The organism is Seohaeicola zhoushanensis, assembly GCF_014656415.1.
GTDB classification, from domain to species: domain Bacteria; phylum Pseudomonadota; class Alphaproteobacteria; order Rhodobacterales; family Rhodobacteraceae; genus Seohaeicola_A; species Seohaeicola_A zhoushanensis.
The window spans coordinates 56,999-69,571 of sequence record NZ_BNCJ01000009.1 but is presented as its reverse complement, the minus strand read 5'-3'; the positions used below and the strand labels follow the sequence as shown (position 1 = coordinate 69,571).

The following is a 12,573-nucleotide window of genomic DNA, read 5'->3' as shown; positions in this document are numbered from 1 at the left end:
GTCATTGCGATACTCCTGCAAGTCCTGCGCCCGCCGGAGTGAGCAGCGGCGCGCTGTCGGTGACACCGCCCGGCAGCAGGCCGGGAAAGCGCGACTGCGACCAGCGCACCAGCTGCATCGCGGGCGCGCCCATCAGCAGCTTGGCCATGGGCTGGGTCCACATCACCTGGTCGATGGCGTCGTTCGGGCGATAGGGGCTGTCGGCCCGGCCGTCGCCGTCGATGTCAAAGGCGACATGGTCCGACCAGTAGTTGCCGCGCCCTTTCTCGGACCATTCCAGCCACCGCGCCCCGACATACTTGACCTGGGTGCGGTTGTCCTCGACCGCATTGTCCGAGACCACGTTGTCCATTGAGCCGCCGGTAAAGTGGATGCCGATCTCGCAGCCCGAGAGGCGGTTAAAACGGATGGTGTTGCGGTTGGAATTGTAGACGAAGAGACACTTCTCGCCGCCCTCGCGCACCTCGTTGTGATCGAGAGCCGCGCGGTTGACGAAGTTCATGAAGAAGCCGTGCGTGGTGTCGCCCTCCGACAGGTTGCCCGAGGCGCGCACGTCGTTGGAATACATGAAGGCAAAGCCCATGTGGTTGCCACGCGAGATGTTGCCGGCAACCTCGATGTCGTTGGCATACATCGAGTGGAAGGCAAACCGCAGGTCGGCAAAGCGGTTGCCGCGATAGGTGGCATGGCTCGAGGTGGTGATGAATACCCCGTCGCGGCCACGGCTGATGTCGTTCCCCTCGACCAGCAGGCCGGGCGCGTTCCAGACATAGATGCCGGGCCCCATCTCGGGGCGGCGCAGGTCGTCGCGGCCGATGATCGTATTGCCGCGCACGGTGGCGTCGAGGCCGCCCTGCACGTCGACGCCGATCAGGTTGCCGACGATCCGGTTGCCGATGACCTCGGCCCGCCTGCGGCCCTTGCCGATGGCGATGCCGCTGTCGAGCTCGTCCAGGCGCCGGCCCGATCCGGTGATCTCCAGGCGCTCGATGCGCACGTCGTCGGCCTCGATGCGGATCACGGTGCCTACGCCGTGGCCGACGACCCTTGCGCCCTGCCCCGTCAGCACCAGCGGCTTGTCGATTATGACCGGCCCCGGGTGGTCACCCGGAGCCAGCAGGAGCACATCGCCGGGGCTAGCCCCGGCGAGGGCGCGCGCCAGCGCCCCCGGCTCCGCCGGCACGCCGCGCTCGGCGGCGGCGAGACCGCCGGCCAAAAGCAGGAACGCGCCGAGCAGAACCGGGAAACGCATCTCGCCCTCCCTCAGGCTGCGCGCGGCTTGACCAGCATCCGTCCGCGCATCTCCATGTGGAGCGCGTGGCAGAACCACTGGCAGTAGTACCAGTGCACGCCCGGCCGGTCGGCGACGAAGGTGACCGAGGCGGTCGCCTGCGGCCCGATCTCCATGGCGATGCCGTGGTTGGACAGGCAGAAGCCGTGGGTCAGGTCCTCGATCTCGTCCATGTTGGTGACATAGATCGTCACCTCGTCGCCCTGCATCACCTCGAACTTGTCGAGGCTGAAGGCCGGTGCGACCGAATGCATGTAGACCCGCACCTTGTTGCCATCCCGGATCACGTCGCCGGCATAGTCGAGATCGACACCATCGGCCTCGGCCTGCTTGCGCGCCGCATCCCACATCGGGTCGTCGCGGTTCCAGACCGTCGCCGGGTTCACCTTGGAGGCGTGCACGATGATCGAGTCATGCGGCTCGGCGAAGGTCGGGCCGTCATGCACCACCTTCATCTCGTCGCCCGAAATGTCGATCAGCTGCTCGTTCTCGGGCTTCAGCGGGCCGACGTTGAGGAACCGGTCCTTCGAGAACTTGTTCATCGAGATCAGCCACTTGCCATCCGCCTCGGCGGTTTCGCCCATCGAGGTGGAGTTGTGCCCCGGCTGATAGGCGACATCGACCTTCGAGATGATCGGATCGACATCCTCGCCCGCATACTTGCGGATCGCCTTGTCGATGTTCCACTTCACCACCTGGCTGTCGAGGAACAGCGTGGTAAAGGCGTTGCCCTCGGCGTCATAGGCGGTGTGGAGCGGGCCAAGGCCCAGTTCCGGCTCGGCCACGATGCAGGAACGCGGGTCGGCGTTCTCGGAGAACAGCGGCGGGATCCTGGTCACGTCGATCACCGAGACGGTGGGCGAGAGCTTGCCGTTGATGACGACGTGCTTCCTGTCAGGCGCCGTGTTGACACCGTGCGGCGAGTTCGGGATCGGCACGTAGCGGGTATAGGGCTTGCCGCTGTCCTTGCGCCCGTCAACCACCTTGACGCCGTTCAGTTCCTGGAAGTCGCCGGCGGCGATCCCGGCCTCGATGGCCTTGATGTCGAAGATCACGCAGTGATCCATCTCGTTGGCCGTCATCCCGGCCAGGTCCATCCCCATCTCCGAGTTGTAGGACGAGGAGAAGGCGTAGTTGCCCTGGTAGTCGCAGTCGACGTTGTCGAGGTTGCCCGAGACGATCACCTGCCAGGCCACTTCCATCGCATCGCCGTCGATGGCGGTGAAGATGTTGACATACTGGCTCGGATCGTCGAGCACCTTGCCGTCGTTGACCAGCGGTGCCTCGTGTTCCGAGTTGGCGAAGATATAGCCGGTGCGCGGATATTTCTGCGGCCGCATCCCGTGGATGTCATGCGCGTTGGGGATCTCGATGATCTTGTCGCATTTCATCACGTCGCAGCGGACACGGGCCACGCGGGTGTTGGCCTTGTCGTTCATGAACAGGTAGCGCCCGTCATAGGTGCCCTCGGTGAAGGACATGTGCGGGTGGTGCAGGTCGCCGTTGTCGTAGGTCACCTTGCCCTGCGTGGCGAGATAAGCCTTGGTCTCGGGCAGCAGCCCCTCGGTCAGGATTTTCAGGCTCTCGTTGGTCTGGCCCCATCCGGTGGCCGAGCAGCGGTTGAACACCGGCACCCGCATCAGCTCGCGCATCGAGGGGATGCCGAGGATGCGCAACTCGCCCGACTGGCCCGAGGACCAGAAGCCATAATATTCGTCGAGCTCGCCGGGGCCGACCTCGGCCTTGCCGGCGGCACGGGCCGGGCTGGCGCCCAGGCCCGCGAAGGCTCCCGCGCCGATGGCGCCGGCGGCCAGCGCCGCGCCCGCGGTTCCCTGGAACAGCCCGCGCCGGGTCAGTCCCTGTGCCTTGTCAGACGTATCGGTCATGTCAGTCACTCCTTTCAGGGGTTCAGTGTCGTGCATTGGGGTGCCCGCCGAGATCGCGGGCCGTGGCGGCCGCCAGCGCGGCGGCCGATTGGGCGTCCTTCGCCCGGCGCTTGTCCTTCGCGATCACGACCGGGCAGCGGGCGTGGTCCTGGTAGAGCACCTGGCAGTTCAGGCAGGAGATGCATTCGTTGGGGTTGATCTCGCCGGTCGGATGGATCGCCTCGACCGGGCAGTCCTGCGCGCAACGCTGGCAGGGGTTGCCGCACTCGCGGTACCGCTTGAGCCAGCGGAACATGTGCAGCCGCGCCGGGATCGCCAGCCCGCCGCCAAGCGGGCAGACATAGCGGCAGTAGAACCGTTCGATGAACAGCCCCGGCAGCAGCATCGCCAGCGCGAAGAGGACATAGGGCAGCGGCCGCGCGAACTTGAGGATGATCGCGGTCTTGAAGGGCTCGACCTCGGCGTAATGCTCGGCCAGGTCCAGCGAGTAGAGCGACATGCCGAAGAGGCCGAGGAAGAGGATGTATTTCACCGCCCAGAGCCGCTCGTGCAGGCCCCAGGGCAGCTTGACCTGCGGCACCCGCGCCAGCCTGGCCAGCTTGTTCGACAGCTCCTGCAAAGCGCCGAAGGGGCAGAGCCAGCCGCAATAGGCCCCGCGCGCCCAGAACAGGATGGCGGCGGCGGTGGCGAACCAGAGCAGGAAGATCAGCGGGTCCATCAGGAAGGTGTCCCAGCGGAACTCGCTGAACATCGCCGAGAAGACCGCCAGCACGTTCACCACCGAAAGCTGGGCGTTGGCGTACCAGCCAAGGAAGACCAGCGTGAACACCAGGTAGAGGTTGCGCAGCACGGCAAAGGTGCGGGCATTGCGGGTGGCGAACTGCTGGAAGAAGAAGATCCCCGAAAGCAGCGCCAGCGCCACGGCCAGCGTGATGACCTGCACCCGCTTGGTCTCCCAGATCCGCAGCCACAGGGCGTCGCGGCCACCCTCCTGCACCTCTGCGCGCGTCTCGGGCTGCGGCGCCGCGGCCAGCGCGCGGGTGTAGAGCGACGGGATGTCATAGGCCAGCTCGTAGGTGCGGAAGACCTTCTCGATCGGGCCGACCGCGCGCTGAACCAGCATCTGCAACCGCCAGGGCGCGGCGGGGTCGAAACCGGCGGCTGCCGGGATGATGAAGATGTCCTTCTCGGCGAACTCCGGCGCACCCTCCGCGGCGAGCGTCACCACGCGGCTGTGCTCGCGGTCGCGGAAGCGGTGCGAAATCTCGCCCTGGATCACCTGGATGCGGTCGAAGATGCCGCCGCGCACATAGCCCGACCCCTTGAACGACCAGCGCCCCGAGCCGGCCAGGAGGATGGCCTCGTCACCCTGCTTCAGGCGCTTCTGCAGGTTGGCGAAGGCGGCCTCGCCCAGCAGGCTGCGGCCGATGGCTGGCTGGCTGACCAGCGCCGCCCAGAGGTCGACATAGTGGTCGTCGCCAGGCGCCGGTTCCGCCGCCTTCGCGGTGCGCTTGTCACCGAGCGCCGCGAAATCCGCGTTGACCGTATCCACATCGAGCACGAAGCGGCGCAGCGCCCCGTTCCCGGCCAGCGTCTGCCAGTCCGTGACCTCGCCGGCCGCAGGGTCGATCTCACGGGTCGGCCCGGTGGGGGCGGCGGCGGTGAACCCGCCCAGGCCCAGCGCCTGGGCCACCTTGATCCCGGCGCGCAGGATGGAATCGTCGATCACCATGATCGTGACCGTCGCGCCCGAAACGATGTCGATATCCTCGGCATCGTGATGCGCCTGCGCCTTGGCGAGGTCGAGGCCGCTATAGCCTTCTGTCACCTCGCGGATGCGGGCCTCGGGGATGCCGACCAGCACGATCGGCTCGGAATGCTTGACCAGCTTCACCCCGGTCAGCACCGCCTCGGGCGAAACGGCGGCCAGAACGTGGATCGGCTTGCCGGAATAACCGGTGGTCGGCACCCAGTCCGACGTCAGGAAGGCCCAGGCCACGGTCTCGCCCGCCTTCAGCACCGGCGCGACCGCGGCATCGGCGCGGACCGGGCCGAAGGCATCGGCGCCAGCGGCCAGTTCCGCCGGATCGGCCTCGCCCAGGAACTTCGGCAACAGGCTCTCCGCCGCGCCGCTGCCGGCAAGCAGCGCCAGGCAGGCCATCGCGGCGATCAGATGCGCCCCGATCCGTCCCAGCGCCGCTCTCGCAATTCCGACCCGCATCTGCCCGTTCCCCGTGTTGTTCTCCTCGGGGATTAGCAGGGGTCCGGCGGGCCAAGTTTGCTCTGGCGCAAACAACTTCGCGGATGCGGAATGCCGAAGCCGTCGCGAACGCCACGGGGCATGTCCGCCACAGGCACAGGAATACAAAGCCTCGATCGCCGGCGCGCCTAACAGCCGCAAAACGGGTCGAGGCCGGGAACCCAAGCGCTCCCGGCCTCCGTTTCCTTGTCAGCGCCCCGACGCCGTCACGCAGCCGCAGAGATGGCCTCCTCATCCGCGCAACAGACGGCCCAACTGCCCTTTTCATACCGGCGACCGAACCCGCCGGTACCCTCCATCGCCACGAGCGCCAGCCAGCCGTTGTCGAAAAGCGCCCGAACGCCGGGCTGGCGGTCCAAGACGGCCTCGATCATCTCGACCGGCGCCTCGACGGCAACGACCAGCCGCGTCGGCACGTGCCGCGGCGCATCCCCGTCGTGCACCGACTGCCACGGCAGCCCGGCCCGCAGCGGCCCCCCGTTGCCCTCCAGCACGCCGATCCCGCCAACCACGTTGTGCAGCAGCTTGTTGCCCGCGCCAAAGATCTCGGCCGCGACGGTCGAGCCGTGGTATTGCAACGCAATCCAGCTCGCCACCACCACCGGGGCGCTCAGGATCAGTTCGAGCGTCGCGGCCCCCTCGTCCCGGCGCCATTCGTAATCATGCAGGAACACCTGCCCGCCCAGATCCCGGCCAGCCGTCCGGGCACGCGGCGCGGCGATGAACCCCCGGCATCCGGCAAGCCCCCATTCGGGCCGGATCTCCGACCAGTCCCGCCCCCGCAAGCCCAGTTTCCCGGCCGCTCCACGCGGCAGCGCCCGCGCCCGCTCGGTCCGGCTCAGCACGCCCGCCATCCCAAGCGCGGCGCGAAGCCGTTCGGCCTGCGCCCGGTGGCTCGCGGGCAGCCTCTCCTCGAACAACTGGACCTCATCCGAGACCGTATCATGCAGCCCGGCGACGAAATGCGTGTCATCGGGTATCGCGAACCCCCTCGCCTCCAGCCCGCTGCGAACCGCCCGGTCATTCAACAGCCTCGCCAGAAGCCGCGCGTTGACATCCCCCGCAAAGCCGCCGCAAGCACCGCACTGCAAAGCACTGGCATGGGGCGCGTTGGTCACCCGCGCGCCATGCCCGCAGATCAGGACCAGCGGGGCGAACCCCTCTGTCAGCGACATCGCCCGCAGGATCTTCTCCGCCGCTGCGACCCGGTCGCTAATCGGCAGGTCCAGTTCCGGCGCCGGATCCTGCGAGGCAGCCGCCGCCACGCCAAGACCGTCCCGGACAAGCTTGCCGACATAGAACGGCCCCGCCGCCTCGACAAAAGCAAAGGCCGAGACCGCCGCCCGCTTGAAACGCCCCCAGGCCCGGACCGCCCGCAGCCGGACACGCTCGCCCCTGTCGGCCTCGGCATCGCCCCCCGCGAAGGTCTCGATGGCGGGCGCCAGCAGAACCGGCGCGCGCGCCTCCACGCTGTCCGAGGCAAAGCCCCGGTGGCGAAGCGGCAGCCCAAAGAACCCCGCGAAACCGATCGTGCGGATCGTCGGATCGGCGGTTTCGAGCGCGCGGCGCAGGCGTTCGGACCGAACGTCGATGCAGAACGCCGCCTGAATCGCCGGGCGGCCCACCTCATCCGGCCCCGCCTCTCCGGCCAGCACCTCGGCAAGCCGCCGCTCCCCGCTGCGGTCGACCGCCTCCTGCAGCGCCGCGTCCATCACCATCTCCGGCCCGACCGCGGTCGGCGCCGTGTAATCGGCTTTCAACCGCTCCCATGCTTCGGCCCGCGCCGCGCCACCCGCCTCCAGCAAGGCAACCTCCCAGGCAAGGCGCAGAGTCAGCAGCTCGAACAGCGTGTCGTCCCGGCCCCCGTCCCGCTCGGCCAGCCAGCCGAAATGGCGCGCGTATTGTCCCCAGCCCGAGAGGGTCACGAGCAGGCGGTGAAAGTAGAGCGGCGCCGCCTCCGAGAACAGACCGAGCCTGTCGCAGGCCTCCGCGAAAGCGGCCCGCGCGTCCCTGGGCATCGCCGCCACGCGCGCCGCGAACCCGGCGAGGCCAGCTATGCCCGGTGTCAGGTCGCGGCTGGCATAGGCCTGCCACGATTGCCAGGCACCGCCCTCCGGCGCAGGCCAGAACGCCTGGCCACGGTCGAAATGCGCCGCCGCCCAGTGACCGATCCGCTCCTCGACAAGGGCCACCCAATCCACCCCGTCATCCCGCCCCGCAAGATCGGCGAGTGTCGGCAGCGGTTCTGCAACCGGCCGCTCCTCGTAGGCCGCGCGGGCCAGGCGCACCGGGTCGATGCCCCGTGCTTCCGCGGCAGCGAGAAGGTCCTCCGACCGAACCTCGCGCGCCGTGATCATCGCCGCCACGGTCGCGCGCGGCAGGAACATGCCGCCCGCACCGACACGCGCCATCCGGCTGGCCGCAACGGCCCGCTCCTCGCCGACCTGGCCAAGCCAGGGATTGACCGCGACAGTCGCATCGAGCGGGAAGGCCGGCGGTATCTGCCGCATGGCCTCCTCGGCCGCCGCGAACAGCGCGAGGATGTGGCCGGGCCAGGTCATATGCGCAGTCATTCGATTGCTCCGCTTTTGGGGGTCCAGCGGCCGGCAAGCCGCTCCGAGACCGCGTTGAGATAGAAACCGTTCATCAGGTGAACCCGCAGCCCCGCCGCGGCGGGATGCCCGGCCCAGAGCGGAAAGGTCGTCTGGGCCACCGCCGCCACGGCAAAGCTCGCGAGGGCCAGGACAATCGTCGCCCAGATCAGCCCGTCCGGCACCGGCGGCGGCGGCAGCCTGCCCGCCGCGATCCATGTCGCCCCCTGCTGAAAGGCGAAGTAGGCAACCGTCGCAAAAACCGAGAGCGCGATCGTCCGCCAGGCCAGCGCGCGCGGGGCGAGATCGGCAAGCCCCTGCGCAATCAGGTAGACCACGCCGAAGATCAGGATCGCGCCCAGCGCAACCGCCTGCGGCGGCTTTGACAAGATCCCGAAGCCGAGCCCGACAACCAGGTAGAGCGTGATCGCAAGGCCGAAGGCGCGGGCGACAGCCCCCAGGTCCGGCACCGCGACGGCACCGGGGCGGCGGATCGAAGCCACCTCCCTGACCGCCCCTCCCGAGGCGAGGAAGGCATGTGCCTTGTACAGCGAATGCGCCACGATATGCAGCAGCGCCAGCGGGAACAGCGCAAGCCCGCATTGCAGCACCATGAAGCCCATCTGCGCGCAGGTCGACCAGGCAAGGGCCGTCTTGACCGCCGGCTGCGTCAGCGCCACGGCCGCGCCCAGCAAGGCGCTGAACCCGCCGACCAGGGCCAGCACCGCAAGCACACCCGGCGCGGCGACAAACACGTCGGCAAAGCGGATCAGGAGGAAACCGCCCGCATTCACCACCCCGGCATGAAGCAGGGCGGAAACCGGCGTCGGCGCCTCCATCACTTCGGTGAGCCACCCGTGCGTCGGAATGAGCGCGGACTTGAAGACCGCCGCCACCCCGAGGAGCAGCGCCGCCAGCCAGAGCAGCTCCGGCCCTTCGCCCATCCGCGCCGCGGCATTGATCGTCGCGATGTCCGAACTGCCGACCCCCCCGAGCAGGACACCACCCGCAACCAGAAGCGCCCCGCTCGCGACGATGCCACTTACGGCCTTCTTCCGCGCCGCCCGGCGCGCCCGCGGCCGTTCCGGGTAATGCAGCAGCAGGCGATGCAGGGTGACGCCGGTTGCGACCCAGCCAAGGGCCAGCTGCACCAGGTTGCCCGCCCCGACCAGCAGGAGAACGCAGGCGATGGTCGCGGCCATCCAGGCCATGAACGCCGCCTGCCGTGCCTCCCCGTCGAGCGCGACGCGCGAGAAGCGCAGGACCACCCAGCCGACGAAAGCGACGGTCAGGGTCATCGCGACGCTGACAACGTCGATCCGGGCCGACAGACCGACCGGGCCAACCCCGAACAGCCGGCTGGAGGACGGTCCCGAAACGGCAAGATCAAAGGCAGCGCACACCCCGACCGCAAGCGCGACAAGCGCCGCGACTTCCGGCAGACGCAGCCGCCAATGTGCCCGTGCAGGGGGGTTGAGATAGACCGCCAGCAGCGCCGATGCGGCCAGCGCGAGCGGGGCGAGCAGAAGCAGGAAACTCATCCGAGACCTCCGAGACTGAAACTCCGGTCGATCTAGAGGGCCCTTAACTTGAATAAAAATACATTGTTTGGAACTCAGCGTTCTATAAAATAGAACTCCATGCGGCTGAACTATCATCATCTCAGGTATTTCCAGGAGGTCGCCCGCGAGGGGAACCTGACCCGCGCCGCCGGGCGGCTGAACCTGTCGCAATCCGCGCTCTCGACGCAGATCCGCCAGTTGGAAGAGCGGCTTGGCCACCTCCTGTTCGAACGCACCGGCCGCTCGATGGTCCTGACCGAGGCAGGCCGCATCGCGCTCGATCACGCCGAGCGGATCTTCGACGTCGGAGACGACCTCGTCGCCACGCTCTCCGGCAGCGGCGCAGCCTCGGCCCCGCTGCGCGTCGGCGCGCTGTCCACGCTGTCCCGCAACTTCCAGCTTCGCTTCCTGCGGCCCGCCCTCGAAGCAAAGGCCGAACTGGTGCTTTCCTCGGGCAACAGCCAGACACTGCTGCGCGCGCTCGAGGATCTTGCGCTGGACGTGGTTCTGCTCACCGATCCCCCCCCGCGCGACACCTTCCCCTCACTGGTGTCGCACCGCATCGCCGAGCAGCCGGTTGCCCTGCACGGCACGGCAAGGCGGCTGGCCCATGAGACCCTTCACGATCTCCTTGCCCGCGAACCCGTGATCCTGCCGACCGAAAGCTCGATCCGCACCGGCTTCGACAGCCTCGTCGCGCGTCTGGGCGTGACCCCGAGGATCGCGGCAACAGTGGACGACATGGCAATGGTCCGCCTCCTTGCGCGCGACGATGTCGGGCTGGCCATCACCCCCGCCGTCGTGCTGGCCGATGAACTCGCCCAGGGCCTCCTCGTCACCGCGCGATTCCCGCTCGACATCGTCGAAAGCTTCTACGCCGTCACGGCCCCGCGCAGCTTTCCCCATCCGCTGCTCGAACGGCTGATCGGCTAGCCGCCAACAGGCGAAGAATGGAACACCTTGCCGGAAAGCACCGGCAGGACGTCGCCCTGCGACCCGGCCAGTCGCAACACCGTGACGTCCCGAGTACCCGCCCGACTGCGCCCTTTGACGTGAAATCTCCCCCCAGTGGATGCCGCATCAAGGCGGGGATCCCGCGTTCGGGAACTGATGTCCTGCGCCAGCCACAGGAGGCGTTCGCCTCGCCTTGACCCATGGACCACCAGCCCGCGCCGGGATCCCCCCTCAATGGCCTGCAAGCCACGCCCGCTCTCTCGATGCAATCGCTAAACCCTGCTGCCACAACGACACCTGCGACCGCGACAGGCTAAACCCACAAGATATCTGGAATAAGATTATTGGAATATGTAGAGAGGCCCAATACTCTGCCCCTACGTAAACGGTGACCGCCGGCGATCCTGCATCGCGGCCGCCGGCGAGGGCCAAAAGCGGCGCCAAGGGGGACGGACTTGCGCATACTGATGCTGTCGAGCTGGGTCGCGCGCGGCCATGTCGGCCTCTCCGCCGGCGCGCCTGTGCTGCAGATCCTCGGCCACGAGGTCACCCAGCTGCCCACCGTGCTGCTCTCCAACCATCCCGGTTTCGCCCAGACCTCCGGCCGCCCCGTGGCCACCGACCAACTTGCCGGCATGATCGACGCGCTCGACGCCAACGGCTGGCTCGCCAGCCAGGACGCCCTGCTGACCGGCTACCTGCCCACCCCCGAACATGTCGCCCTGGCCTGCCACCTGATCGCCCGCCTGCGCCGGCACGGCCGCCCGCGGGTCATCGTCGACCCGGTGCTCGGCGACCACCCCAAGGGCCTCTACCTGCCCGGCGCCGTCGCAGACGACCTGCGCGACCGGCTCGCCCCGCAGGCCGACACGCTGACCCCCAATGCCTTCGAACTCGGCTGGCTCACCGGCCTGCCGACCGACACCCCCGAGGCCGCCGCCACCGCCGCGCGCACCCTCGCCGGCACCTGCCGCGAAGTGCTGCTCACCTCCGCCCCCGCCGGCCCCGACCGCATCGGCGTCTTCCGCGTGGCCCAGGGCGACGAGGGCCTCTGGTCCGCGCCCCTCCGCCGGGGCGTGCCGAACGGCGTCGGCGACGTCTTCGCCGCGCTGGTCGCCGCCGGCATCCCGACCGGCCAGGCGCTTGGCCATCTCGATGTGCTGATCACCGCCAGCTTCGGCGCGCCGCACCTGCGCATCGCCGAAAGCGCGGCCCGCTGGAGCCGCGCCGCACCGCTCCCCAAGAGCGCCTGACTCAGCCCTTCGAGGCCTCGTAGCGCGCCTTGGTCTCGGCGTTCATCGGGTAGAGCCCCGGCAGCGGCACGCCCGCGTCGACCTGTTCCATGATCCAGGCCTCCATGCGCTCCTGCTCCTCCGCCTCGGCGACCACATCGTCGAGCAGCCCCTGCGGGATCAGCACCGCGCCATCGTCATCCACCACGATCACGTCACCGGGGATCACCGCCACGCCACCGCAGGCGATGGTCTCCTGCCAGCCGACAAAGGTCAGCCCGGCCACCGAGGGCGGCGCCGCCACGCCGTTGCACCAGACCGGCAGCCCGGTGCCCAGCACCCCCGCCGCATCCCGCACCACCCCGTCGGTGATCATCGCGGCGGCACCGCGCTTGACCATCCGGGCGCAGAGGATGTCGCCGAACACGCCGGCGTCGCTCACCCCCATCGCGTCGATCACGCAGACCACGCCCTCGGGCATCGCCTCGATCGCCGCGCGGGTCGAGATCGGCGAGCCCCAGCTTGCCGGGGTCGCCAGATCCTCGCGCGCGGGCACGAAGCGCAGCGTGAAGGCCGGTCCGACAATGCGCGGCTGGCCCGGCTTCAGCGGCCGGGTGCCGCGGATCCAGACATTGCGCAGCCCCTTCTTCAGCAGGACCGTGGTCAGGGTGGCGGTGGACACCGCCTTCAGCGTTTCGATTGTCTTGGCGTCGAGCGGCACGTCATGGCTCCTTGTCGCGTGTCGGATTTCGCCCGCACCATATGCCGCCCTCCGCGCCTTCGCACGAGGCGAATCT

8 protein-coding genes are annotated in these 12,573 nt (G+C 68.7%); 2 read left to right on the top strand and 6 right to left on the bottom strand.

Annotation, left to right across the window (positions count from 1 at the left end; all coding sequences use genetic code 11):
- Nucleotide 1 precedes the first annotated feature (1 nt).
- From IE266_RS15405 to IE266_RS15385, 5 genes are all read right to left on the bottom strand, one after another.
- A complete protein-coding gene (locus IE266_RS15405) occupies nucleotides 2-1,252 on the bottom strand; it encodes a nitrous oxide reductase family maturation protein NosD (RefSeq protein ID WP_189680998.1) in 1,251 nt (416 codons plus the stop codon).
- A gap of 11 nt (nucleotides 1,253-1,263) precedes the next feature.
- The gene (gene nosZ / locus IE266_RS15400) at nucleotides 1,264-3,177 is read right to left on the bottom strand and encodes a TAT-dependent nitrous-oxide reductase (RefSeq protein ID WP_189680997.1); all 1,914 of its coding nucleotides are present in this window, start codon (nucleotides 3,175-3,177) and stop codon (nucleotides 1,264-1,266) included.
- A gap of 22 nt (nucleotides 3,178-3,199) precedes the next feature.
- Entirely contained in the window at nucleotides 3,200-5,398 is a 2,199-nt protein-coding gene (locus IE266_RS15395) for a NosR/NirI family protein (protein WP_189680996.1), read from the bottom strand.
- 245 nt (nucleotides 5,399-5,643) lie between these two features.
- A complete protein-coding gene (locus IE266_RS15390; protein ID WP_189680995.1) occupies nucleotides 5,644-8,010 on the bottom strand; it encodes a YbcC family protein in 2,367 nt (788 codons plus the stop codon).
- Entirely contained in the window at nucleotides 8,007-9,569 is a 1,563-nt protein-coding gene (locus IE266_RS15385) for a proton-conducting transporter transmembrane domain-containing protein (RefSeq protein ID WP_189680994.1), read from the bottom strand. The genes IE266_RS15390 and IE266_RS15385 overlap by 4 nt, the downstream gene beginning before the upstream one ends.
- 99 nt (nucleotides 9,570-9,668) lie before the next feature.
- Here IE266_RS15385 and IE266_RS15380 point away from each other — a divergent pair, with 99 nt between their 5' ends.
- Together IE266_RS15380 and IE266_RS15375 are read left to right on the top strand one after the other, a co-directional pair.
- The gene (locus tag IE266_RS15380; protein ID WP_189680993.1) at nucleotides 9,669-10,523 is read left to right on the top strand and encodes a LysR family transcriptional regulator; all 855 of its coding nucleotides are present in this window, start codon (nucleotides 9,669-9,671) and stop codon (nucleotides 10,521-10,523) included.
- A 476-nt stretch (nucleotides 10,524-10,999) separates the two neighbouring features.
- Nucleotides 11,000-11,797, top strand: coding sequence for a PfkB family carbohydrate kinase (locus tag IE266_RS15375; RefSeq protein ID WP_189680992.1), 798 nt, complete (start codon nucleotides 11,000-11,002; stop codon nucleotides 11,795-11,797).
- 1 nt (nucleotide 11,798) lies between these two features.
- Here IE266_RS15375 and IE266_RS15370 read toward each other — a convergent pair whose 3' ends face one another.
- A complete protein-coding gene (locus IE266_RS15370; RefSeq protein WP_189680991.1) occupies nucleotides 11,799-12,497 on the bottom strand; it encodes a ribonuclease activity regulator RraA in 699 nt (232 codons plus the stop codon).
- Nucleotides 12,498-12,573 lie beyond the last annotated feature (76 nt).